Here is a 25,725-nt window from a genome sequence, read left to right on the forward strand (position 1 = left end):
AGATTTATGCAAAAGGCCGGGTGTTTACTCGGCCATGATGAACTGATCCAGGGCCTTGCTGATTTCCGCGGCATATCCCCGCATGGTATGCCCGCCGTCAGGAATCGGGAGGAAGGTGCAGTCCGGAATGCGGCGGCTCCACTGCTCCGCGGCCTCAAAGGAAGCCAGTTTGTCATCCTTTGCATGGATGATCAGCACAGGAACCCGGGCTTTTTCCAGGTTATAATCCTCAAAGTGCCCGGCTTTTGCGCCGTTGACAACACGGGAATCGAACAGGATTCCCTCTTTCCGGTCTGCGATGGGCAGGATCGTCCGGACGGTATCCCCGTCCATTCCCATCAGCGGCTCAAACAGCGGACTGAACAGCCACATGCAGAAATCGTTGCATACGATGGCCGGCGGGCCGCTGATGCCGGACTTCTTTTCAGAAGCCTCTTCATTGGGATAACCGGAACAGTAGAGGATCAGACCTTTGCACCGCTCAGGATGGGCAAGGGCCATCCGGATGGCGACGGTGCCGCCGGCGCTGGTTCCGAGCATGTAGGCTTTTTCGATCCCGAGCGCGTCCAGCAGCTCCACATAGGCTTCCACCTGCAGGTCGACAGAGGCGTTTTCCGGGAGATCGCTTCCCGGATAGCCGAACCGGGAGGGCGCGATGACCCTGCAGGAATCCGTTTTGTCCTTCAGCACGTCAAAACCCTGGTCATATCCGCCGCAGATGCCGTGGCAGACCAGGACCGGCGCGCCGGTGCCTTCATCGATATAGCTGATTTTTCCCTGGGTGGACTGAAAGGTCTTTGCTTTTTCCTGATAGACGGCAAACCGTGCTTTCGCTGTATTGATCACCGACAGGTAATTCAGCCCGAGGATATCAATCAGGCCGATCACTGCGATGAGAATCACAATCCATTTTTTTCTTCTTTTCATCTGCTGAAACTCCTGTTATTCTCCGGTTTCGGTACAGAGCAGAAAGACCGGCCGGGATCCCCATTCTAGTGATCCGCGGCCGGCCGAGTCAATGGATTTAATGAGATTCCAACGCAATTCCAAAGGAAGCTGCGGCTAATGAAAAATCACATTAAGAATTCCTTTTATTCCCATTACAGTCAAAGAGGATCAGCGGCACAAGCACCTCGTCTTCCGTGACGCTGCCGTGCATGGATTTCCAGTTCGGTCTCGGGGTCTGATCCTTGATGCAGATGGACAGGGTATCCGTGGCAATGGCTATATAATTGCCCAGCATGTCTTTAAACAGTTCCCGGGGTGCCGCGGTGCCGAACAGCTGCCGCTCAATCACTTCCTCCTTTGTCAGCAGCAGGAACTTTTCCCCGAACAGCCGGTTGAACTCCTTTTCAAAAAAGGCCTTCTTTTCTTCTTTGACAAAGAAATTGATCACCCGGGGCTCCAGGGAGGGGGTGCGGACCAGGCAGTCCATCAGTTCGGGATAGTCCGGCAGGGCGGCCAGATCCGTATCAATATGCCCGTGATCCGCCGTGACGATGATCAGGGTATCCTCCAGTTCACCGGCGAGCTCCTGCACGGCATTCTCCATGCTGACCAGGGCTTCATGTACCGGGGCAGACTTGCAGCCGTTGTCATGCAGCAGTCCGTCCGGCTCGTCCCAGTAGGCAAAGACGTATTTCCGGTCCGGTTCATCGCAGAGGGCTTTAATCCGGCGGCAGAACTCCTCAATGTTTCCGGGCGCGGGATCGTCATAGGGCGTCAGCCGGTACGCTTTGGTTCCGGCGTTGTTCAGCTTGTCCAGGACGTTCTCATAGGGTGTGAAGGTCAGGGGAACATTGAAGTCAGCCGCCGGTTTGTCTGTTCCCTGAATCAGGCTGAAAAAGACCGTCACGTTCTGGTCAATCTGGGGATAGTAGCAGTCCCAGCCGAGCCAGCAGTGCTCACAGGGCTGCAGTCCGGACTGGACAGAGGTGGTGGCCGCAACCGTAGTGGACAGGAAGACGGACTGATAGATGCCCGCCAGGTGGGACCTGAAGGGGCCGTCTGCTTTCAGGTGATGTTCCAGGATATGTTTTCCCATGCCGTCCAGCAGCAGGACGACGATGTTCCGGTAATCCCTGTCCAGGTATTTGTCCAGCAGGGGAAGCGTATCCCCCGCGGTGGGGGCGCCGAACTTCTTCAGGATGGAATTGGGTAGGTTGGCGGTACAGTTCTTGTAGTCTGGCCAGATCAGTTTTTTCATAACTTTATCCCCTTATATCTTTCGTGTCTGTATCGGTATGTCGTTCCGCGGGTTTTTGACCGCGATCTGGAAAGTATCCTCATAAATGATTTCTCCCGGAATATCGGTGCATTCCGAAAGATAAAGCTGAACCCCGTATTTGACAGCCATGTTCCGGTAGAAGGTCATTTCTTCCCAGATCCGGTTGCCATCCGGCGTATCTTTAAACCAGGTGATGGCTCCGTCCGGGTTGCCCTGATCATAGAAGGGCGGAACGGGCAGGACGTCCTCAAAATACCGGCGGTTATTCCAGTATTCCTCCGTTTCTGCTTCTGATAATACACCCGCATCCACCAGTTTGCCTACAGTGGTGAAAATTCCCCTCGGCTGCTTTGTCAGCCAGGCCTGATCCGCAGTGTGCACCCGGTAATACCTCATGACGGTCATCCTCCTTATCATATAAAAAACCGCTTATCCGGCAAAGATAAGCGGTCAGTTTATACGGAAATGTTCCTGAAGCCTGCTATGCTCTTCCTGCCGGATATGAATATACGAAAAAATCATCATACAGATAATCCGCATGATCAGTATGATGCAGCGTATAAGAATATCCGGCGGTATTCCGGCTCATGTGCAGGCTCCTTTCGGTTGATATTGTGGAGATTATATGACGGCGCAGCACGTCTGTCAACTAAAGCTTTAAATTATTAAAGATAAAAGCATACAAAAAGCCCGGCAGGCTGTAAAAGCCGCCGGGCAGTGTCTGTCAGATCAATCAGGCCTGACCCTTTTCCAGGGCAAGGGTTCTGGTGGTGAGGTCGCAGACTTCAGTGGGTCCGAAGTACTGGATCGCGCCGGGATAGGTGAAGGAGGTTTTCACAGCCCACTCATCCCTGTGCGCGGCAAAGAACTTGAAGGGAGCGCCGTCCAGCTCAACCAGGGCCTTGCGGATAACGGGCTTGTCCTCGCCGTTTCTTCTCTCCATGTTCATCATCTTGGTGATGGGCATACCGCCGGCCACCCACTCTTCAGCAGGCTTGGAGATGTTGGAAACCTTGGACAGGTATCCGGTGTAGCCGTACTGGATCAGCATGAAGGCGTTGTAGCCCAGGGAGTAGCAGTAGTCTGCGTCGAAGTTGGAGGGGAAAGCGCATCTTCCTTCGTAACCGAAGAAGTGATGCTGCGCGCCGAACTTGCCCTTGTAGGTGCCGGCGGCCTTTCTCTTGGCCAGCTCGTTCTTCACCATTTCGGAGAAGAGCTTTTCGGACTCGATCAGGGAAACCTGCACGTTGCCGTGGGGGTCTCTTTCGAGGAACAGCTGCTGCTGCACGAACTGGGGCAGGATTTTGAACACGGCGAAGGATTCAGCGGACAGACCCTTCTTGATGAAGGCGTACTTGGCGTCCCAGTCGGGAAGCGCGTTGAACTCTTCGGTCTTGCTGCCGGCCAGCAGTTCGTTGATTTCAGCGATCAGCTTGGAGAACTCGGGAACGAATTCCACGATACCTTCGGGGATGATGGCCACGCCGAAGTTTTCACCGTTATTGCCGCGCTTTTCGACGGAATCAGCGATGTAGTTGGCGATGGCGGCCAGGGACATCTTCTTCGCGGCGACTTCTTCACCGATCAGGCAGATGTTGGGCTGGGTTTCCAGCGCGCACTCCAGGGCAACATGGGAAGCGGAGCGGCCCATGACCTTGATGAAGTGCCAGTATTTCTTGGCGGAGTTGGCGTCTCTTTCGATGTTGCCGATCAGCTCAGAATAGGTCTTGGTAGCGGTGTCGAAACCGAAGGAAGCTTCGATATCTTCGTTCTTCAGGTCGCCGTCGATGGTCTTGGGGCAGCCGATGACCTGGACGCCGGTGTTGTGGGCAGCCATGTACTCAGCCAGCACAGCAGCGTTGGTGTTGGAGTCGTCGCCGCCGATGATCACGATAGCGGTCAGGCCGTGCTTTTTGGCCACTTCGGTCACAACCTTGAACTGCTCTTCCGTTTCCAGCTTGGTACGGCCGGAACCGATGATGTCGAAACCGCCGGTGTTGCGGTAGGCATTGATGTACTCGTCGGTGAACTCGATGTAATCGTCATCGATCAGGCCGGAAGGACCGCCCTTGAAGCCGAGGAGCACGTTGTTCTTGTCGGTGGCTTTGATCGCGTCATACAGACCGCAGATGACGTTGTGTCCGCCGGGGGCCTGGCCGCCGGAAAGGATCACACCCACAACCTGCTTCTTGGCCGCGGAGGTGTTGCTGCCCTTGATGAAGGTGATCTCTTCCTTGCCGTAGGTGTTGGGGAAAAGAGCCTTGATCTTGGCCTGGTCCGCTACGCTCTCGGTAGGAGCGCCGACCTTGACGCTGATCTCAGAGATGCCGCCACGAAGCATTCCGGGAAGCTTGGGGCTGTACTGATATCTTGCTTTCTGAAGGGGTGAAAGATTCATTTTGCTTCTCCTTTAACAATAATATTAAATGGATGAAATGCTTATGGCGCATTCCCAATAAAGGATTATAACACGTTTCGTCAAGAGGGGTTTGTTTTTTTTCATTATATGTGGAAAGAATGGTTTCTGTGCGCTTTATTTTGTGAAACTGCAGACCGTCTCCACGCCGGAAGTCCAGCAGAACATGTCCACAGGCTGGACCTTGCGGACCAGGTAGCCTTCATCCCGCAGCAGGCCTGCGTCACGGGCGAGGGTGGCCGGATTACAGGATACGTAGACAATCCGCTCCGGTGCCGCCTGGGCCATGGCACTGATCACGGCGGGATCCAGGCCTTTGCGGGGTGGATCCACACAGATGACGTCCGGGCGCAGTCCGTCGTTCACCATCCGGGGCAGCAGCTCCTCGGCCTTGCCGGCGCGGAAGGAGACGTTGCTGATACCGTTGAGCACGGCATTCCGCTTCGCGTTTTCCACCGCGGGTTCCACGATTTCAATGCCGACGGCTTCCCGGCAGTGACGGGCCATGGTCAGGGTGATGGTGCCAGCTCCGCAGTAGACGTCGCAAAGCAGGTCGGTGGGCTTCAGTTCCGCAAAGTCCACCGCCGTCTGGTACAGTTTTTCCGTCTGGACCGGATTGACCTGGAAGAAGGAAGCCGGGGACAGTTCGAACTCCAGGTCGAAGAGCCGGCCGGTGAAGGTTTCCCTTCCATATATATGATGAAACTTCTCGGACAGAATGACGTTGGTGGCAGTCCGGTTCTCATTCAGCCAGAGGCTGACGGTTCCCAGCGGTACCAGCGTGTCGATCAGTTCCTGCTGATGGGGCAGGCTTCCGCCGTTGGCGACGACGGTCACCATGCTTTCCCCTTTCCGGTTGACCCGGATCACCAGATGCCGGATCAGTCCCCGCCGGGTTTCCTCGTGGTAGGGTTCCACATGGAAGGTTTTCATCCAGCTGAGGAAGGCGGCGGCCAGCTCGTTGGCGGGCGGCATGGCGTTGGGGCAGGTTTCGGCAGGGATCACTGCGTGACTCCGGGGTGCGTAAAAGCCGAGGACAGGGTTGTCCGCCGTTCCGCCGGCGGGCAGGGAGGTTTTATTCCGGTAGCCGCAGGGAGAATCCATTCCCAGGATCGGCAGGACTTCTGTTTCAATGCCGGCGATGCGCCGGAAACAGTCTTCCACCTGCTGCCGCTTGGCGGCCAGGGTGGCTTCATAACTCATATGACGGCCGGTGCATCCGCCGCACCGGGGATAGGAAGCACAGCCCGGATCCCGTCGGTCGGGAGAGACCGGATCCGGCCTGGATTCCATCCGGCCGAAGGCGTAGCGTTTTTCTGCCTTGACGATTTTGATATCGGCGCTCTCGCCGGGCAGCAGTCCGGGAACGAATACAGGCATGCCTTCATGAATACAGATGCCCTCCAGATCCGCGCCGAGACGGTCTGCGGTCATGGGGAAGCACTCGTTCTTTTTCATCCCGTTCAGTTCCTTTCATCCTGTTTCTTCCTATTTTAACAGGGCACTCCTGAATTGTCCACCAAATATAGAAGGGGCTGCCGGACGTTCACCACAAGATATGGAAATGCCCGAAACCCCTTGAAATATCTTGATTTTTGGCCTAAAAAAATTTTTGAAAATCGCTTGACAAAGGGTATACCCTCTGGTATGATAGTCAAGCTCGCCCGAGCGAAAGCGAGGGAATGAAGCGAAGCGAACCTTGAAAACGATACAGAGATAATAACGCGCAATAAGGAAAAAGACAGCGAAGATTCCAAAGAGTTTAGCATCGAAAGATGTTTAAGGATTAAACGGAAGAGTTTGATCCTGGCTCAGGACGAACGCTGGCGGCGTGCCTAACACATGCAAGTCGAGCGGGGACATTGCGACAGATATGAAGTCTTCGGATGAATTTGAAGATGTAATGTTCTAGCGGCGGACGGGTGAGTAACGCGTGAGCAACCTGTCCCTTACAGGGGGATAACACAGCGAAAGTTGTACTAATACCGCATAAGACCACAGAGTGACATCACTTAGGGGTCAAAGGAGCAATCCGGTAAGGGGTGGGCTCGCGTCCGATTAGATAGTTGGTGAGGTAACGGCCCACCAAGTCGACGATCGGTAGCCGACCTGAGAGGGTGATCGGCCACATTGGGACTGAGACACGGCCCAAACTCCTACGGGAGGCAGCAGTGGGGAATATTGGGCAATGGGGGAAACCCTGACCCAGCAACGCCGCGTGAGGGAAGAAGGTTTTCGGATCGTAAACCTCTGTCCTTGGTGAAGAGAAAGAGACGGTAGCCAAGGAGGAAGCCCCGGCTAACTACGTGCCAGCAGCCGCGGTAATACGTAGGGGGCGAGCGTTGTCCGGAATGATTGGGCGTAAAGGGCGCGTAGGCGGCCCGGTAAGTCTGGAGTGAAAGTCCTGCTTTTAAGGTGGGAATTGCTTTGGATACTGTCGGGCTTGAGTGCAGGAGAGGTAAGTGGAATTCCCAGTGTAGCGGTGAAATGCGTAGAGATTGGGAGGAACACCAGTGGCGAAGGCGACTTACTGGACTGTAACTGACGCTGAGGCGCGAAAGTGTGGGGAGCAAACAGGATTAGATACCCTGGTAGTCCACACTGTAAACGATGAATGCTAGGTGTAGGGGTATCGACCCCTCCTGTGCCGCAGTTAACACAATAAGCATTCCGCCTGGGGAGTACGGCCGCAAGGTTGAAACTCAAAGGAATTGACGGGGGCCCGCACAAGCAGCGGAGCATGTGGTTTAATTCGACGCAACGCGAAGAACCTTACCAGGTCTTGACATCCAGTAAAACTTGTAGAGATACATCGTGAGCTTGCTCATACTGAGACAGGTGGTGCATGGTTGTCGTCAGCTCGTGTCGTGAGATGTTGGGTTAAGTCCCGCAACGAGCGCAACCCTTATTTTCAGTTACTAACAGGTAAAGCTGAGGACTCTGAAGAGACTGCCGGGGACAACTCGGAGGAAGGTGGGGACGACGTCAAATCATCATGCCCCTTATGACCTGGGCTACACACGTGCTACAATGGCCACCACAGAGAGGGCGAACCCGTAAGGGAGAGCGGATCTCACAAAAGTGGTCCCAGTTCGGATTGTGGGCTGCAACCCGCCCACATGAAGTCGGAGTTGCTAGTAATCGCGGATCAGCATGCCGCGGTGAATACGTTCCCGGGCCTTGTACACACCGCCCGTCACACCATGGGAGTTGGGAGTGCCCAAAGTCGGTGAGGTAACCGCAAGGAGCCAGCCGCCTAAGGCAAGACCAATGACTGGGGTGAAGTCGTAACAAGGTAGCCGTATCGGAAGGTGCGGCTGGATCACCTCCTTTCTAGGGAGAAAGCAGAAGCCGAAAGGTGGACGCCGAAACCGAGGTCGATCGACCGGATAAAACCGGTCGTCATAAAAAGCTTCAAAGAAGCAAAACGGAACGTCAACGAACGTTCGAAAAAGAATTGAGCTGTTCCTTACAGCGCGCAAAACTCTGTATCGTCTTCAAGGCTCGCAGAGCTCGCCTTGAGCACGCGCACCTTGACAACTGCACAGCAAAGAAACAAGATTCAGGAAAGACCAGTTAAAGGTAAACAATTTTACTAAATTGGTCTCAGGATCAAGAACGACGAGAAATCAAGCTACAAAGAGCACAGGGTGGATGCCCTGGCACCATACGCCGACGAAGGACGTGGCAAGCTGCGATAAGCTACGGGGAGCCGCAAGCAGGCACCGATCCGTAGACATCCGAATGGGGAAACCCGGCAGGTGAAGAACCTGTCACCGTAAGATGAATCCATAGTCTTACAGGAGGGCACGCGGGGAACTGAAACATCTAAGTACCCGCAGGAAGAGAAATTAAATAAAGATTTCCTAAGTAGCGGCGAGCGAACGGGAAAGAGGCCAAACCGGGGCATGCTCCCCGGGGTTGTGGGTCAGTAACGTGTATGGAAGACTTTAGCCGAAGAGAGATGGAAAGCTCAGCCAAAGAGGGTAACAGCCCCGTAAGCGAAAGAGTCAACCAGCTAACTGATACCAGAGTACCGCAGGGCACGTGAAACCCGGCGGGAAGCAGGGTGGACCACCATCCAAGCCTAAATACGATATGGTGACCGATAGCGCATAGTACCGTGAGGGAAAGGTGAAAAGAACCCCGGGAGGGGAGTGAAAGAGAACCTGAAACCCTGTGTTTACAAGCAGAGAAAGTACATGCTATGTACGATCTCGTACTTTTTGTAGAACGGACCGGCGAGTTACGTTATGCAGCGAGGTTAAGGACTGAAGGTCCGGAGCCGAAGCGAAAGCGAGTTTGAATAGGGCGATAGTTGCATGACGTAGACCCGAAACCGGGTGACCTATCCATGGCCAGGTTGAAGTGGGAGTAAAATCCCATGGAGGACCGAACCAGACGTCTGTTGAAAAAGGCGGGGATGAGCTGTGGATAGGGGAGAAATTCCAATCGAACCCGGAGATAGCTGGTTCTCCTCGAAATAGCTTTAGGGCTAGCCTCATGGATAATTGATGGGGTAGAGCACTGAATGGGCGCGGGGACTCAAATCCTACCAAACTCTATCAAACTGCGAATACCATACAATGCAAACCATGGGAGTCAGTCCGCGAGAGATAAGTTCCGCGGGCAAAGGGGAACACCCCAGATCAACCGCTAAGGTCCCAAAGTACACGTTAAGTGGAGAAGGATGTGGAATTGCACAGACAACCAGGATGTTGGCTCAGAAGCAGCCACACATTTAAAAAGAGTGCGTAATAGCTCACTGGTCGAGTGGTTGTGCGCCGAAAATGTCCGGGGCTAAAACGTGACACCGAAGCGATGGATGCGCGCAAGCGCGTGGTAGAGGAGCGTTCTGTGGGGGCTGAAGCCGTATCGAGAGGCACGGTGGACCGCACAGAAGAGAGAATGCCGGTATGAGTAGCGAGAGCGAAGCGAGAAACTTCGCCGTCGAAAGCCCAAGGTTTCCTGGGGAAGGTTCATCCACCCAGGGTAAGTCGGGGCCTAAGCCGAGGACGGAAGTCGTAGGCGATGGACAGCAGGTGTATATTCCTGCACTACCGAAGAATGAAGCAGTGACACAGAAGGATAGTCTGAGCGGGGTGATGGTCAACTCCGTACAAGCACTGAGGTTGGAACGTAGTGAAGTACGCGTTCCTCTAAGCTGAGGTGTGATGTGGACCGAAATCAAGTAGGGAAGCAGATGAGTTCACGCTGGCGAGAAAAGCTGCTAGTATATCTGAAGGTACCCGTACCGGAAACCGACGCAGGTGGGCGAGGAGAGAATCCTGAGACGAACGGGAGAACCCTTGTTAAGGAACTCGGCAAAATGACCCCGTAACTTCGGGATAAGGGGTGCCTCGAGAGAGGCCGCAGAGAATAGGCTCAAGCGACTGTTTAGCAAAAACACAGGTATCTGCGAAAGCGAGAGCTGACGTATAGGTGCTGACACCTGCCCGGTGCTGGAAGGTTAAGGGAACATGTTAGAGCAATCGAAGCATCGAACCGAAGCCCCAGTAAACGGCGGCCGTAACTATAACGGTCCTAAGGTAGCGAAATTCCTTGTCGGGTAAGTTCCGACCCGCACGAATGGTGTAACGATTTGAGCGCTGTCTCAACAGGGGGCCCGGTGAAATTGAAGTATGGGTGAAGATGCCCATTACCCGCGACTGGACGGAAAGACCCCGTAGAGCTTTACTGTAGCCTGATATTGGATTTCGGTAACGGATGCACAGGATAGGTGGGAGACTTGGATGTTAGGACTTCGGTCTTAGCGGAGTCGCTGTTGGGATACCACTCTTCTGTTACTGGAATTCTAACATGGACCCGTAAACCGGGTAATGGACAGTGTCAGGTGGACAGTTTGACTGGGGCGGTCGCCTCCGAAAGAGTAACGGAGGCGCCCAAAGGTACCCTCAGAATGGATGGAAATCATTCGAAGAGTGCAAAGGCAGAAGGGTGCCTGACTGCGAGAGTGACAATTCGAGCAGAGACGAAAGTCGGGCTTAGTGATCCGGCGGTATTGAGTGGAAAAGCCGTCGCTTAACGGATAAAAGCTACCTCGGGGATAACAGGCTGATCTCCCCCAAGAGTCCACATCGACGGGGAGGTTTGGCACCTCGATGTCGGCTCGTCGCATCCTGGGGCTGAAGCAGGTCCCAAGGGTTTGGCTGTTCGCCAATTAAAGCGGCACGCGAGCTGGGTTCAGAACGTCGTGAGACAGTTCGGTCCCTATCCATCGTGGGCGTAGGAGTCATGAGAGGAGCTGTTCCTAGTACGAGAGGACCGGAATGGACGCATCACTGGTGCAACTGTTGTCGTGCCAACGGCATAGCAGGGAAGCGAAATGCGGACGGGATAAACGCTGAAGGCATCTAAGCGTGAAGCCCACCTCAAGATAAAGACTCCCATTGCGCAAGCAAGTAAGACCCCTGGAGGACTACCAGGTAGATAGGTCATCGGTGGAAGTGCGGTAACGCATGGAGCTTGATGATACTAATAGGTCGAGGGCTTGATTTCATGATTGGTCCAGAGACCAATTAAGGTAACAGAAAAACTAACAGGTCAGATAATTCCTGAATATTGTAGCTGTGCAGTTGTCAGGATGCGTAAAGCGTCCGTGGGCCCCGGAAGAGGAAGAAAAGGACGATGGAAGGGGCCAAACCGTTCCGATAAAGGGACGATGAAATCGCTGGTAAGGAAGACCTAAGGGACAGAATGAAAAGCGATTTCCTAAATAGCTCACCATTTCCGGTGGCAATGACGAAGAGGTTCCACCTGTTCCCATACCGAACACAGAAGTTAAGCTCTTCAGTGCCGATGGTACTTGACTGGTAACGGTCCGGGAGAGTAGGTCGCCGCCGGATTCCATATTCCTCAGTAGCTCAATGGCAGAGCATTCGGCTGTTAACCGAAGGGTTGTAGGTTCGAGCCCTACCTGGGGAGCCAAAGAAACCTGATCGATTGATCAGGTTTTTTTGTATCCCCAGGAAATCGTAACAAAAGTTACGATTTGGCGTACTTCGTCCGCCAGGGCTCTTTCTCGCCCTATCCGCAATCTCAGTCGACGCAGCAGGCATTGCTGTCGCTTCAACCTGCTGCTTGCTTCGATTGACTCACTCAGGGCGCTTCCTGCTTCGCAGGATAGTCCACTGGACTACCGCTTCCTTCGTTCCCCGCAACCACAATCGTCGCAGACGGCCTCGCGAGGACGCTTCAGCCCTCTGCTCGTTTCGAATGACTCGCTCAGGTCGCTTTTGCCTTCGGCAAATGACCCACTGGGTCACCACTTCTCTCTCCGCAATCTCAGTCGGCGCAGCGGGCATCACTGGCGTTTCAACCCGCTGCTTGCTTCGATTGACTCACTCAGGGCTCTTCCTGCTTCGCAGGATAGCCCACTGGGCTACCGCTTCCTTCGTTCCCCCCTGGGGAGCCCAAAAGGCCTGATCAAAAGATCAGGCTCTGATCTACTTTTATGCCAAATAGTAGTGTATAATATAGGAAACTATCCGGATAACACAGGATCATAAGATATAAAAAAGGCAGGGAATAAGTCGTGAGGAAAGCGGCGAAACAGATCTTATGGTGTATCGCAGGGCTGATTGTGCTCTGCGTCGTGCTTCGTTTTGCCTTCTTTAACGATTTTTCCATATACAGCTATATCCCATCCAGTAAACAGGACGAAATCAAGGTAACGGTGGAAAAACCGGAAGTGATACAGGCAGGAGAAACTGTATGCGGAGAGGGATTTATCCGGACGCCTGTATACCCGGGGGAAACGGGGACGACGGTTCTGGATGTTACTGTTGGAGAGAGTAAAGAGAATTCCATGCATATCCTGAGGGTGGGGCATTTTCATACGGTATATGACAAAAACAATGATAACTTTACCGGTGATACGGCGCTCATGATCGGAGTAACGCTGTTATGGCTCTTTGTCAGCGCGATCATGCTCTGGCATTTCTTCCAGGCGAAGGGGACGGCCTTTTACGATTACAGCACCATATATTATGCAGGCTTTTCCCTGTTTGCCCTGGTAACCGGACTGACAATAATGGTTAATACCATTTCCCATGCAGTTCATCCGGAAAGGTATAATATGATGACGGTTTACTCGAGTATCAGCGGGGCCAGCGCCTGGTTCATGAAGCTGACGGCTCCTGTGATGATTGTGTTTGCCATTATACTGGCGGTAAGCAATATTGTGCTTATGCGGCATGAGGGCCGGCAGCCGGGGAACGCGCTCGGACTGCTGGTGAGTATCGTCATTATCCTGGGAGAGGCTTTGGAACTGTACTTTATGATGCGGTTTTCCAGCGGATCTGAATGGGAAATCAGGCTGGAAAGAACCCTGGAGAACACCTATGCCACGCTCTTTATCTATTGTCAGTGTATGCTGACGGGCGCTGTGATCTGCGGGATCAAGGCGGCGAAACACACTCCGGACCTGGACAAGGATTTCATTATCATCCATGGATGCTGGTTCCGGAAGGACGGAACGCTTCCGCCGCTGCTGCGGGACCGGGCGGACAAAGCGCTTTCCTTCTGGAAGAAGCAGAAGGAGGCAACCGGAAAGGAAGCGGTTTTTGTTCCGTCCGGCGGACAGGGAAAGGATGAAACTATGCCGGAAGGGGAAGCGATCCGGCGGTACCTGCAGTCACAGGAGGTACCGGATGATTTGATCCTGACAGAGACAAAATCCAGAAATACCCTTGAGAATATGAGCTTTTCCGGAGAAATGATCCGGGAGAAGAACCCGGAAGGGAAAGTGCTTTTTGCGACAAGCAGCTATCATGTTTTCCGCAGCGGGATCCTGGCGAAACGCGCAGGACTGACGGCAGAGGGAATCGGCAGCAGGACGAGATGGTGGTTCTGGCCCAATGCGTTTATCCGGGAAACCGCAGGCTTGCTGCACAAAAGATGGAAACAAGAGCTCCTGTTCCTCGTTATGCTGCTTATTTTCTTCGGGCTGTTGTCCATGGTTCTCTGATCCGGGTAAGGCGTTGTTTTCTGAAGGTTCATGAAGTATAATAGCCCAAAACAGTCAAATTAAATAAACGGAGGCGGGAGATATGCAGCGCCGAATCATAACACCCGGTCCGCTTCATGATGAAAAGGGTCATCTGATCGAAACCGGATATGCCACAGAGCTCATCAAGACCTATGACAGAACCCGGATCTGCACGGGCAGGTCTAGGATCAAGGAATGGGATTACTATGCGATCTGTTCAGACCGGTTCTGCCTGGCGCTGACCATTGATCATAACGGCTATATGACCATGGACAGTATCTCCCTGCTGGATTTTGAACGGAAAAGCCAGATTACGAAATCCGCAATGAACCTGCCCTTGTTTGCTCCGCGGAAACTTCCGTCCAGCAGCAAAAACGGCAGCATCAGTGTGACCGGGAAGGGATATATGATCTCCTTTGAAAATGATGGGATCAGCCGCCGGCTGATCGGGTTTATGAACAGGTTCAGCGGAGAAAACACCATTGTTTTTGATGTGATGCTGACGGATGAACCGAAGGAATCCATGGTGATTGTGACGCCCTACAAGGATCATCCGGAAGCCTTCTACTATAACCAGAAAATCAACTGTATGCGTGTGGAAGGAACCATAACGCTGGGTGGCCGGGAATACCGGTGTGATCCGGCGGATACCTTTGCTGTACTGGACTGGGGCCGGGGCGTATGGACTTATGACAATACCTGGTACTGGGGATCAGCTTCGGGCCTGGTGGACGGTGTTCCCTTCGGATTCAATATCGGCTATGGTTTCGGGGATACGTCCGCAGCCAGTGAGAACGTCCTGGTTTATGACGGGAAAATTCACAAACTGGAGCAGGTAACATTCGAAATTCCGGAAAAGGACGGGAAGGAAGATTATCTGTCCCCGTGGAATTTTACGAGCAGCGACGGACGGTTTGAGATGAAGTTTGAACCGATCATGGACCGCTGTGCGAAAACAGATCTGCTGATTATCTGCTCAGACCAGCATCAGGTGTTTGGCCGGTTTTCCGGTTCGGTAGTCCTGGATGACGGCCGGAAACTGCAGATTGATCACCTGACCGGATTCGCGGAGAAGGTCAGGAATAAATGGTAAGGATTTGAAGGAGGATCCCCCAATGCTGAGCCTGGAGAGAGCAACGGAACTGAACGCAACCATGGTGTCGGATGAGCACTTGATCATTCACGCGAAGAATGTCTGCTATGCCATGGGGGCAATGGCGGATTATTTCGGGGAGAACCGGGAACACTGGCAGGCAGTCGGAATGCTGCATGACTATGACTATGAGAAGTATCCGGAGGAGCACCTGCAGCATACGCAGGAGCCGCTGCTGGCAGCGGGGGTGCCGGAGGAGGACGTACGGGCGATCATGAGCCACGGCTGGGGGATCTGCACGGACGTGAAGCCGGAAAGCAATATGGAAAAGAGCCTCTTTACGGTGGATGAGCTGACGGGGATCATCCAGGCCTGCGCCCGGATGCGTCCGAAAGGCATCCGGGACCTGGAGATCAAAAGCTTCATGAAGAAGTATAAAGATAAGAAGTTCGCGGCCAAATGCGACCGGGAGTTGATCCAGAAGGGCTGCGACCTGCTGGGGATGGAAGTCCGGGAAGTGGCGGAAATCTGTATTGAAGGCATGCGGCCCCACGCGGAGGAGATCGGCCTGGAAGGAATCGGAGAGGAATAAACACACGCATAGGGACCGCTGTCCGAATTCGGACAGCGGTTTTTTTGTCACCTGCTGTTATAGTCACAGGAATCCTGACTTTGCTTTTTCTACAGTTTTGTTGATGAATCGCTTTCCAATTATGCAGTTAATCTGACCAGATTTGCAGATTTGGTTATATTGTGTGTGTGTGTGTGTTATACTTTGTGCAATGTTGGCGGCAAAATTATATCCGCTTGACCCTGGAATCTTGGGAATTGGTTATGAGCTTAAATAGAAAGAGGTGAAAAAGATGGTTAATAAAGTTTTTTAGAGGATATTTAGCACTCGGAATGATTTTTCATTTCTTACAGTCGTTGCTCACATTTTGTTTACTGATACTCCTGATATTGTTGCTACATCTCTTATGATATATAAATCCCGGATGAACGCTTTTTATTGTATGCAACAGCCCTGAGTACTGTTGTCTGAACTTTTTGTCAGATAGGACTTTTCTTTTTGTCATTTTATGTTTGTATTTCTGATTTCATTTTGTGTGGTGGGCTAACTCTTGGCAGCAATTATTACATGCGCAATCTGATGTCTCCATGCTGACTGGGGGATGTTCTGCTTCTTTGGAATGGTTTGAGTGCTAATAACGGACTTGACGAACATATATAGGCAGCGGGTACAGATTCCATTTATACGAAACATGCTTTCATAATGAAGTTGCAGTTTTATATCATCTGCTTTTTTGAAACCGGAGTTTTGCATTCATGTCGCAGAAGTCAGCAGGCGATTGAACTCTTCCCAAATAGCTACGGGTTAAAACTGATATTATGGCAGAGAGGGATTGTGCATTTGGTACCGTGCTCCTTTCCGATTTGCTGTGATATAGATTTGTACGCTTAAAGTACACATATTAAATTATTAAAGGAGGAAAAGACACAATGAACAAAAAGAGGAGCTTTGTAGTTGGAGATCTCATGCAGGAAATTCAGGAACAGGATCTTATGGTGCCTGTTGGTGGCGCAGTGGACGGTGGTGGCAATAGAGTACAGTCCGTCTTAACTGTCATTTCTGCAATTACGGCAATTACAGGCCTTACCGCATGGTCAAATGATAAGGCGACCAGAAAGTTCAAGTGCGGAGAAGTTCTTACGTTGTCTGCTGAGTGTAATGGCGGCACAGCGTGCTAATTAGGTAATTTGCGGCGGTGGGCATTGCGGATAGGCAATTCTCATCGCCGCAATATCTACCGAGTGTAATAACGGGGGAGTCTGTTGATCAAAACTGATCTCCTTGTACTGGAATGGTGAGGAGAACGCAATGATTGGATTAACAAGCATTTAGCAGGTGTTTAAACACCCCTTAGTATATAGATTCAAGGTATCGCATATTTGTAGTTGAAAAGGTGAAACCAACACAGATTATTATATGCTTGAATTTCGAAAATAATCTACGACGCGCCTTACCGTGCGTCATAGTATATGTTCTTTCAAGCTCATTTTACAAGAAAGGCCGCCGCTTGTCTGCATATTTTTCATTCTGTTTGTACCAAGCGTAAAGCGGCTGGGATGGTTGATTGTTATGAAACTTCTGGTTCCTCGGCAGAGTCAGCAGACGGACGCTGGCTTCGATTTTCAGGACAGTCTATCTTTCTGGGATGGTCTCTTCCCAGAGATAAAGGAGCGGACAGCCCTACTAAACAGTTTGAAGTCCCTTGGGGAACAGCTCGATGAGTCTGCTCTGCGGCGTTTATTCGATAGTCAGAAGCAGATTTCGTTTGATTTCTTTGAACAGGAATTCAATGACACATATGTTGCTAGTATCCAGCAGGGGCTTGAAGCGGTGAACGAAGATATTTTGGGGTGGATGAACTATTTTAAACCGCTCCTCGTCTCGTGTATGGAGCCATTGTTCAACCGAATCCATCATTGTTCGGTTGTTTTGGAGCCAAGAGCTCTGTTTTGTCGTTCGGTGAGTGCACTTGCCAGAATTCTCTTCCAGATGGCATTTCGCGTACTTATTGCTGAAACCAATGCGAGCCGGGATGAAGGTCTGCTGAAGGGTGCTGATACCGTTGCGAGAGCAACATATTACAAAGAGGTGCTCTTGCAGGATGTATCATATTTGAAGGCTGTCTATTCCAGATACCAGGTCTTGACTGATATGATGCTGAAGAAGACCGGGCTGATCTGTGAATATATTGAATCCATTATAACAGATTACGAAACGAATCATGAAGCCATCGGGCGGGAACTGAACGGCGGATCTACCTTCGGGAAACTTGTCCATATCAGGCTCGGAGAAGGTGACACCCACAACCAGGGGAAAAGCGTTGCAATCATTGAGTTCGAACAAGGGATCCTGGTCTATAAGCCAAGGACTCTTCAACTCGAACAGCGCTACAATACTTTCATTGAGCACCTGAATGCAGCGCACATCCCAGGGTTTTTAGACATCAAAACAATCCGTCTGAAAAACACCGGAGAGACTGGCTGGTGCGAGTTTGTAAGGCAGAAACCCTGCAAAGAAGAAGCCGAAGTCAGGGATTATTACACGCGGATTGGTGAACTGCTTGCGATCTTCTATCTCTTCAGCGCCTCTGACTTCCATGCGGAGAATATTATCGCATGCGGTGCATATCCGCTGGTCATTGACATGGAGACACTTTTCTCTGCTGATCTGTTTGATCAGAAAACAATAGAGAAGTCTGTGTTCAGTTATATTGGTAGCCTCCTGACCTATTCTGTTAAGGCCTCTGCCATCCTGCCGACAATGATCCGAAATCGAAAGACGAATAAGCAGGTAGATCTTTCTGGCTTGTCCATGGACGAGGAACAAGAATCCCCCTACAAGTCCTTTTGTATCATGGATGCAGACAAGGATACGATTCATATTGTTGCAAAAAACCTTGCTATAGGTGGACATAACAACAGTGTAAAATTGCATAATCGGAGTATGGAATCTCAAAAATATCTCGGGGAGATGCTCCGCGGCTTCGAAATCACCTACGAGTATTTTGTAAATAATCGGGAGTCTGTATTGGCGTACATTGAGGAGCACTTCAGCGGGCTGATGTTCCGCGTCTTGCTCAGAGGTACAGTGACATACGGCCAGATGCTTTCAACGATGTATCATCCCGACCTTGTGCAGTCTTTTTTGGACAGGGAAATCTACCTGAACCGGTTGTTTTTGAACGCTGATGAGAAGCATATCGCTCTGGTTCTGGCCGAAATTGAGGATATGAAGAGAGACGATGTTCCTATGTTCATGGCGTCCACAGACGAGCGGAGCCTCTACACCTGTGCAGGCCAGGCACTGGAAGGTATTGTACAAAATTCAGCGCTGGAGATGCTCCGAAGTAAACTTGAACGAATGGGTGCGGCAGATCTTTGCTTTCAGAGGCGCGTGATTATCTACAGCTATGCAGACCTGTACAGAAATGATGTTTATATTACAGGCTATCGCTATCATGAAGCCGAAGAAGCGCAAGAGCCGGACGGAGAGTCACAGATCCATGTGCTGGTGGAACAGGTCGCGAAATATTGCGATGCAAACAGTATTAGTCTTACGGTGAACGGTCAGACCGAGCGTTCATGGATCGGATATCTTGAGGTGGAGGATCAGTTTCGAACGATTACTCCCATCGGGATTAATCTTTACGATGGCAATGCTGGGATGGTGCTTTTCTATGCCGCGCTATACAAGTATACGCAGAAGCGGTGCTATTTGGAAACTATGCGGGAAGTGCTCCGACCGATTGAACAGTATTTTGAGAAAAATAGCATCGGCAAGGAAACACAAAATGGTTTATACAATGGATGTAGCGGCGCGGTCTATCTCTACGCTGTCATATCGGATTTGCTCCATGAGGAATCTTACAGAGCGCATGCTGACAGATTACTGCGGGAGATGGCGAGTAGTAGAGTGCTCTCTCAGAAGAACGATGTGATGATAGGAAATGCGGGAGCGATTCTTGTTGCTGCCCGCTTGTCGGAGCCCGGAGACGCGATCATTGATCCGTATCTGCATACACTTGCGCAGAAGATCATAGAAGCGGCAGATGTGTATCCTACAGGTTGTTTTATAGGAAAGGAAGGTTACACTGGCTATGCGCACGGCACAGCAGGTATTTCCCATGCCTTGTACAAGGTTTACAAGCGGACAGGGGATGAGCACATCCTTTTGGCTGTGGAAAAAATGCTTGCTTATGAGCGTGGACAATACGTTACAGAAGCAGGTAATTTCCGCAGGAGCCTTACTGACAAACGCTGTGATTGCAAGTGGTGTCATGGAATGTCGGGCATTCTGCTCAACCGCCTTTCGCTCAAGGAGGATGGATATTCAGATAGCCTCCTCGACAGTGAGATTGAGATTGGCATTCGGACGCTGAAGCAAGTGGGCTTTGGCGCGGATTACTGCCTTTGCCATGGCGACATCGGCAATCTCATGATCTTGCAACAAGCGGCAGTGCTTTTGCAGGATGGAGCTCTACAGCAACAAGTCAGACGGAACACAGAGCGTCTCGCCACACAATTGATAGAACGGCTGAAAGGCAGTCCGGATTTTCTGGAAAATGCTGGCTTTGGTCTGATGACAGGGCTTGCCGGAATCGGATACGGCTTAATTGCATTAGAGGACAGAAACGCTCGAATCCCCAATATTCTTGCAGTTTAGTAAGGCGAAACACAGAAATGAACATCCCGATCATGAGGGTAATACGTGTTACCATCATCTATACATACTGAATAAAAACAATCATAGCATCAAGGAAAGCCGTCATGATCGCAGATTTGAGTTGTACGGGGTTGTCTTGCGTTCACAGAGAGGAGGAGGATTGAGTACGACATACAAAATTGTGACGATAAATGGGAGCCCAAGAGGGGCAAAATCAAGCACTGGAGCCTTTCTCAAAGCTGTTGTCAGCGGGCTTCGGAAGAGGATCGACATCGAAACGTATGAGCTTGATTTAAGCAAGTACAAGGTGAGCTTCTGCAGAGGTTGCTCGAACTGCTTTGAAACTGGGAAATGCCCGCTGGATCTGCAGGACGATATGCCCGAACTCAAAAAGATGATTCTGATGGCAGACGTTTTGCTGATCGGCACGCCCATATACGCAGGGAATATCACGGCGCAGATGAAACTTTTGCTGGATAGAATGTCTTACTGGATGCATCTGATGTGCCTCTGTGGAAAGCCGACGGCCCTTCTCACATCCTCTTGTGGGAATGGAGCAAACTTCGTGAAGACCTATCTGTCTTCGGCGGTGAAGTTTATGGGGGGACGAGAGGTCTCCTTCCAGAATTATCTTGTCTTCACAGAGAATGATGTGCAGGAGGTGGAGAATGTACAGAGAACCGAAGAAATGGTCGCAGACATTATTGGAGCCCTAAATGATCCGACGCACATTGGTGAGCGTGAGCGGAAGGATCTTGATTATATCTTTCATTCCATGCAGAAAAACATGAAGCTTTATGAGGAAGAGCCCAACTTTGAATACCGGTTCTGGAAACACAATGGATTCTTTGAATTTGAGAGTTACATGGATGTAATTATGAATTCTGAACGAATTATTTCGGACTTTGGAGGCACACTATAATGCATAATGGGATTTGCGTGACTGACTTGTATAAAAAATATGGAAACAACACGGTTCTGAATAACATCAATATGACCCTGATGCCGGGGGAAATTGTCGGTCTTGTAGGGACAAACGGCGCAGGCAAGAGTACCTTGCTGTCTATTCTCTGCGGATTGAAAAGGAACTATACGGGAAACGTGGAAATCGATGGCGTAAATATTCGTTCAATGCGAAGAAAGAAGAATATCGGCTGTTTGATAGAGAATCCCGGTCTGTATCCGGCACTTACAGGCATGGAGAATATCAAGTATTTTACCTCATTCACGGATACAGTCACCACAGATGAGATAAAAGCATTGGTCGGGGCATTGGAGCTGGGGGATTTTATTAACAAGAAGGTGAAAAAATACTCTCTTGGTATGAAGCAACGGCTCGGAATCGCTATTGCACTGCTTGGGAGTCCCAAGTACCTGCTGCTCGACGAGCCCATGCGTGGCGTAGACCCTGAAGTCATACCTGCGTTAAGGAAATATCTGGTCTCCCGCGCGCGCGAGGCAGGCACAGGCATCATGATTTCCAGCCATATCTTAGGGGAAATCGAGTCCATGTGCGACAGGGTGATAGTTCTGCAGGCGGGGCGGATCATAGAATCCATTGATCTGAAGGAAGACGCGGGCAGCGCAGAGGAAGATTATATCATCTCGTCGAGTGAGACTGTGCAGATAGAAGCATTCCTGCGTGAGAAGGGCTATTCGGTGCGGCGTACAGAGAATAAGTTGATGGTTAGAACCAGGGATACCGAAGTGAACGAGCTGATCAAATTGCTTGTAGCAAACGGTCTGAACCTGACGGGAATCGCACCCTACAGAGAGAACCTGGAAGAACGTTTCATCAAGGCAATCAAACAGGAGGAAGATCAGTGAAAACAGTTTTATATGATCTGAAGCGCAACTATAAAGCAATAGGAATCTTCTGTCTGTTTTCATTTGTGGTGATTGCCCAGTTTTGGCGGAGAGATTTGAGATCCTATTCAGTTGCTGTCTTGAACTATTACTTTTTCTGGACTTCTTTTATTGGCATGATGGTCGTGATAACCAACTTGCATATGGAGGATTTCCGTAGCGGTGCCATCAAGGAACTGTATGTGTTCATAGAGAGCGGATGGAAGCTTATTGCCAGACGGCTGCTCAGTGTGATTTGTGTGGCCGGCATATTCTATTTGCCTGCACTTATCAACCAGACGATCGGTATTCAGAAGCTGAAAAAAGTCGATCCGAGCCTGGTCGAGGGAACTTATGCGTTGAATTTGCTGGTGATCTATATGGGCGCAGCAGTTTTCCTGTCTGCTTATGTGATGTTGATCGCATACAGCGTACGTTCGTATAAAAAGGCGTACTTTATTGCGGTGCTGCCCCCGCTTGTCCTTAACTATCTACTGCCCTTTATTATCACACAGGGACAACTGGACGAGAACGGACCGCTGGGTATGGTGAGCAAGATACTGAAAAAAACCCCGAACGGGATTATCACGGTATGGTCTCAAACTCAGATGGTTTCTTGGGAGGATGGGGTTTTGCTGCTTGTCTATATTGCAGGTTTGTATGCAGTTGCTTATGTCTTTTATCGGAATCGAGACTGTATATAGCGAAGTTGTGGCGATGTAATTCGGATTAATGGAGTGATTTGGAGTAAAATGTATCAGTATATTAAAAATGAATGTAACAGAATAATTAAATGGAAGTCGTGGCTACTGGTTGCGGCGATCTGTCTGTTCGTAATGGTATTAGTACGTGCTTGTGATGCCGGAGCAGCAGTCTTCGTTTATTCGATCCTGGCAAATCTTGGATATGTTTTCGTGATCGGCATCTGTGTATGTGTGGCGACCGATGACTTTGAGAATGGCACATATATTCAGGCTTTTACCGGGAAATACAGTGTGCCGCACATTATCGGCGCAAAACTCATTGCAGCGGCAGTCGAGGCACTGGTCATTGCAGCGTTGAGCTGCATCCTGTCGTTCATAGCGACATACGGGCAGATAGAAGGCGTACAGCTGGAAGAGATGTTACGTTTGTTTGGTATGACAATGCTCACCTACTTGGTCGGAGCGATGCTTTTGGCATCTGTTGCTGTTTTGATGGGTAGTTTTATAAAGAATCAGGGTATTTGCGTAGTTTTGATGTTTTCCCTCTTTTTAGGGGTGTTCGCAGAAATTATTGGCTTGGTAAAATCTCACTTCAATATCAACACGGTTGCAGGTTATCTGCTTACTCAGTTTGCGCTTTTGCCGGAAATGATGCTCAATGGAGCGGCTTCTTTTCAACAGATAGGCTTCTGTATGGGAGCTGCCATGCTTAATTATGTAATTATATGCTGCACAAGAAGATGGTGGTTAGGATAAGGTTGCTATGAGGAAACGAGTAACATTTATCGAACAAATCAGCACTACTGAGTGCGGTATCACCTGTGTTGCAATGCTTCTGAGGTATTACAAAAGCTATGTGAGCTTGCAACAGCTCCGGGATTTGCTGGACACAGGAAGAGACGGCACTTCAATTGGTCAACTGGTGGCGCTGTGTAAGAAGCTGAATCTGCTTGCTAAGCCGGAAAAGATTGATTTTTCTCAGATTGAGAGAAATCAGGCACCTTTTATTGCTCTTTGCTACAACAGTCATTTTCTTGTCGTAGAGAAGATCACCAAGAAATATGTATATATTGTAGACCCAGCTTCCGGAGCAGAGTATGTTTCTCACGATGAATTCAAAGAAATATACTCAGGATATATCATATGTATTGCACCGGACAGAAATTTTGTTCCGCAAAAAAGAGACATCCATCTGTTTTCCGAATACATTCAGGTATTTAAGGAAAAGAAGGGATTATTCGCAGCGATATTTGTCATATCGATTGTTATATACGCGTTTTCATTGGCGGTTCCTATCTTGATGAAATATGCGATTGACAGCATCAATATAAAAACAGAATCTGTGGAACAACCCTTAATCATGCTGATCATATTTGTCGGACTTGCCTCATTGCTTGGGTATATTCAAAGCAATTGCTTAATCAGCTACAGAACCTTTATGGATTATAAGATTACTGCCAAGGTTGTAAGAAAGCTGCTGAATGTATCTTATCATTTTTTTGAATTACGACGGAAGTCCGATTTGATCATGACGGTCAACAGTGGATATATCATCCGAGAGATTGTGGCAAAGCAGCTTGTTCAGGGAATTATCAACATAGGTGCGATCATTTTTATGGTGGTATATCTATATTTGCAAACCCCTGTAATATGTCTGCTTTGTATTGCTCTGTTTGTACTGAATGCTGTCTTCCTTGGCTGGTCACGCCCCCGTTTGTTGAACGAGGACCGGCAGCTACTAAACAAGCGTAATGAAGTGGATGGACAGCAGGTCGAGATGATCTATTCCATTCTCGGAATCAAAATGGCTGGAATCGAAAATTATGTTTTTGACAATTGGAGCGAAAAGGAGGGTTCTTATTTACAGAAACAGAAAAGAGCTGATCGGCTAAAAAACAAATATATGTTTGTTACCTCGTTGATTTCACAATTGTCCCCATATATTGTGCTTGCTGCAAGCGTCGGACTCTTTAGAAAAGGAATGATAACGCTCGGAGATATTATGGCGTTTTATTCTCTGAGCTCAACCTTTTTTGGTTTAGCAGCTTCTGTGTCGAATGTATACAACAGCTATGTGAACAGCATCATCTATCTTGAAAGAATTCACGATATTCTGACATTTGAGCAGGGTGAAGAAAGTCGCGGGGATCATGCAAAACATGTAAATGGCGAGATCGAGCTAAAAAATGTGTCTTTTTCTTATTCGAAGCACTCCAGCAAAGTTCTGAAGAATATAGATTTAAAAATATACAGTGGGCAAAAAGTTGCGATTGTCGGTATGTCTGGTTCGGGGAAAAGTACACTCGGCAAGGTTATGATGGGTCTTTATAAACCGACTGAAGGAACGGTTATGATCGATCATACAAATATCCACACATTTGATACTTCAGAATTAAGGCAGCACATGGGAATCGTGCCACAGGATATGACCCTATTTAATCGTAGCATTGAATACAATATTGGAATGGGTAGAAACGATGTGTCCAAGGAGGAAATCGTTGAGGCGGCAAAGATTGCAAGGATACATGACGAAATCATGCAAATGCCGATGAAGTATGATACCCAGGTGACTGAGATGGGTATGAATCTCTCTGGTGGACAACGACAGAGAGTGGTGCTTGCGCGGGCAATTTTGAAAAGACCCAAGCTCATTATCCTGGACGAGGCAACTAGCGCTTTGGATACATATAATGAATCGCAGATTTTTCAATATTTCAAAGAGGAAAACTGTACACAGATTATTATTGCACATCGATTATCAACTGTTATAGATTCAGATGTTATCGTGGTAATGGATGAAGGAAGAATTGCAAATATAGGAAGTCACAAGAAACTATTAGAAACATCGGATGTATATAAGAAAATATATAGTGCAAATAATGATTTGCCCGCAACGTGTTAAAAAACGCTTGGACAGCTTATGGTTGAAAACACTTTTTCCGGGAATGATTTAGAATACTACATGCGTTATTGGAAGCAATACCTTATTTGTTTGAACCTATAACCTAGTGCGTTGGTTATGGGCTTAATATTGAAGGAACATTCTCGTAAAGAGAAAAAAGCAGAGATTATAAAAAGGAATCTCAACCCTCAGAATCTAAATAATTCCCGACCAAAGGACTATAGAATCTATGAAGAGGATATTCAAAGTATATTGTTAATAGATCGAACGGATTAATCAAGAAGAAGGGACTAGT

At 49.7% G+C, this 25,725-nt stretch carries 15 protein-coding genes, 1 tRNA gene and 3 rRNA genes; 14 read left to right on the forward strand and 5 right to left on the reverse strand.

The features are described 5' to 3' along the window. Nucleotides 1-24: 24 nt before the first annotated feature. The 5 genes from JRC49_08115 to rlmD form a co-directional block, all read right to left on the reverse strand. Entirely contained in the window at nucleotides 25-927 is a 903-nt protein-coding gene (locus JRC49_08115; GenBank protein ID QTE72743.1) for an alpha/beta hydrolase, read from the reverse strand. Nucleotides 928-1,078: 151 nt separating this feature from the next. Beyond that, on the reverse strand, nucleotides 1,079-2,206 hold the full coding sequence (locus tag JRC49_08120) for an alkaline phosphatase family protein (GenBank protein QTE72744.1): 1,128 nt from the start codon (nucleotides 2,204-2,206) through the stop codon (nucleotides 1,079-1,081). A gap of 12 nt (nucleotides 2,207-2,218) precedes the next feature. Continuing rightward, entirely contained in the window at nucleotides 2,219-2,623 is a 405-nt protein-coding gene (locus JRC49_08125) for a hypothetical protein (protein ID QTE72745.1), read from the reverse strand. A 337-nt stretch (nucleotides 2,624-2,960) separates the two neighbouring features. After that, nucleotides 2,961-4,625 carry a diphosphate--fructose-6-phosphate 1-phosphotransferase gene (locus tag JRC49_08130; GenBank protein ID QTE72746.1) on the reverse strand — a complete coding sequence of 555 codons (1,665 nt, stop codon included), beginning with the start codon at nucleotides 4,623-4,625 and terminating at the stop codon, nucleotides 2,961-2,963. Between the two features lie 135 nt (nucleotides 4,626-4,760). Further along, entirely contained in the window at nucleotides 4,761-6,101 is a 1,341-nt protein-coding gene (rlmD, locus tag JRC49_08135) for a 23S rRNA (uracil(1939)-C(5))-methyltransferase RlmD (protein ID QTE72747.1), read from the reverse strand. A 330-nt stretch (nucleotides 6,102-6,431) separates the two neighbouring features. Between rlmD and JRC49_08140 the strand changes: the two genes are divergently transcribed. The 14 genes from JRC49_08140 to JRC49_08205 all read left to right on the forward strand — a co-directional run bounded on the left by JRC49_08140 (nucleotide 6,432) and on the right by JRC49_08205 (nucleotide 25,430). After that, nucleotides 6,432-7,976, forward strand: a 16S ribosomal RNA gene (locus JRC49_08140). Nucleotides 7,977-8,270: 294 nt separating this feature from the next. After that, nucleotides 8,271-11,162: ribosomal RNA gene (locus tag JRC49_08145) — 23S ribosomal RNA — on the forward strand. A gap of 230 nt (nucleotides 11,163-11,392) precedes the next feature. Further along, nucleotides 11,393-11,509, forward strand: a 5S ribosomal RNA gene (rrf, locus tag JRC49_08150). The 16S, 23S and 5S rRNA genes sit together here with 1 tRNA gene alongside, the layout of an rRNA operon. 7 nt (nucleotides 11,510-11,516) lie before the next feature. Further along, nucleotides 11,517-11,591 (forward strand) — tRNA-Asn (locus JRC49_08155). 607 nt (nucleotides 11,592-12,198) lie between these two features. Further along, complete coding sequence (locus JRC49_08160; GenBank protein ID QTE69790.1) at nucleotides 12,199-13,632, forward strand: YdcF family protein; 1,434 nt, start codon at nucleotides 12,199-12,201, stop codon at nucleotides 13,630-13,632. A gap of 82 nt (nucleotides 13,633-13,714) precedes the next feature. Continuing rightward, entirely contained in the window at nucleotides 13,715-14,746 is a 1,032-nt protein-coding gene (locus JRC49_08165) for a DUF2804 domain-containing protein (GenBank protein QTE69791.1), read from the forward strand. A 22-nt stretch (nucleotides 14,747-14,768) separates the two neighbouring features. Next, nucleotides 14,769-15,338: a hypothetical protein gene (locus JRC49_08170; GenBank protein QTE69792.1), complete on the forward strand. Its 570-nt coding sequence runs from the start codon at nucleotides 14,769-14,771 to the stop codon at nucleotides 15,336-15,338. A 908-nt stretch (nucleotides 15,339-16,246) separates the two neighbouring features. Beyond that, nucleotides 16,247-16,495, forward strand: coding sequence for a plantaricin C family lantibiotic (locus JRC49_08175; protein ID QTE69793.1), 249 nt, complete (start codon nucleotides 16,247-16,249; stop codon nucleotides 16,493-16,495). 391 nt (nucleotides 16,496-16,886) lie between these two features. Continuing rightward, nucleotides 16,887-19,979 carry a type 2 lantipeptide synthetase LanM family protein gene (locus JRC49_08180; protein QTE69794.1) on the forward strand — a complete coding sequence of 1,031 codons (3,093 nt, stop codon included), beginning with the start codon at nucleotides 16,887-16,889 and terminating at the stop codon, nucleotides 19,977-19,979. A gap of 160 nt (nucleotides 19,980-20,139) precedes the next feature. Then, complete coding sequence (locus tag JRC49_08185) at nucleotides 20,140-20,901, forward strand: flavodoxin family protein (protein QTE69795.1); 762 nt, start codon at nucleotides 20,140-20,142, stop codon at nucleotides 20,899-20,901. Next, nucleotides 20,901-21,806, forward strand: coding sequence for an ABC transporter ATP-binding protein (locus JRC49_08190; protein ID QTE69796.1), 906 nt, complete (start codon nucleotides 20,901-20,903; stop codon nucleotides 21,804-21,806). The genes JRC49_08185 and JRC49_08190 overlap by 1 nt, the downstream gene beginning before the upstream one ends. Beyond that, nucleotides 21,803-22,528 carry a hypothetical protein gene (locus tag JRC49_08195; protein ID QTE69797.1) on the forward strand — a complete coding sequence of 242 codons (726 nt, stop codon included), beginning with the start codon at nucleotides 21,803-21,805 and terminating at the stop codon, nucleotides 22,526-22,528. Before JRC49_08190 ends, JRC49_08195 begins: the two co-directional genes overlap by 4 nt. Before the next feature lie 132 nt (nucleotides 22,529-22,660). After that, a complete protein-coding gene (locus JRC49_08200; GenBank protein ID QTE69798.1) occupies nucleotides 22,661-23,284 on the forward strand; it encodes a hypothetical protein in 624 nt (207 codons plus the stop codon). A gap of 7 nt (nucleotides 23,285-23,291) precedes the next feature. Further along, nucleotides 23,292-25,430: a peptidase domain-containing ABC transporter gene (locus JRC49_08205; protein ID QTE69799.1), complete on the forward strand. Its 2,139-nt coding sequence runs from the start codon at nucleotides 23,292-23,294 to the stop codon at nucleotides 25,428-25,430. Nucleotides 25,431-25,725 lie beyond the last annotated feature (295 nt).

This window comes from Clostridiales bacterium FE2011, from assembly GCA_017569305.1.
GTDB lineage: Bacteria > Bacillota > Clostridia > Christensenellales > Aristaeellaceae > Aristaeella.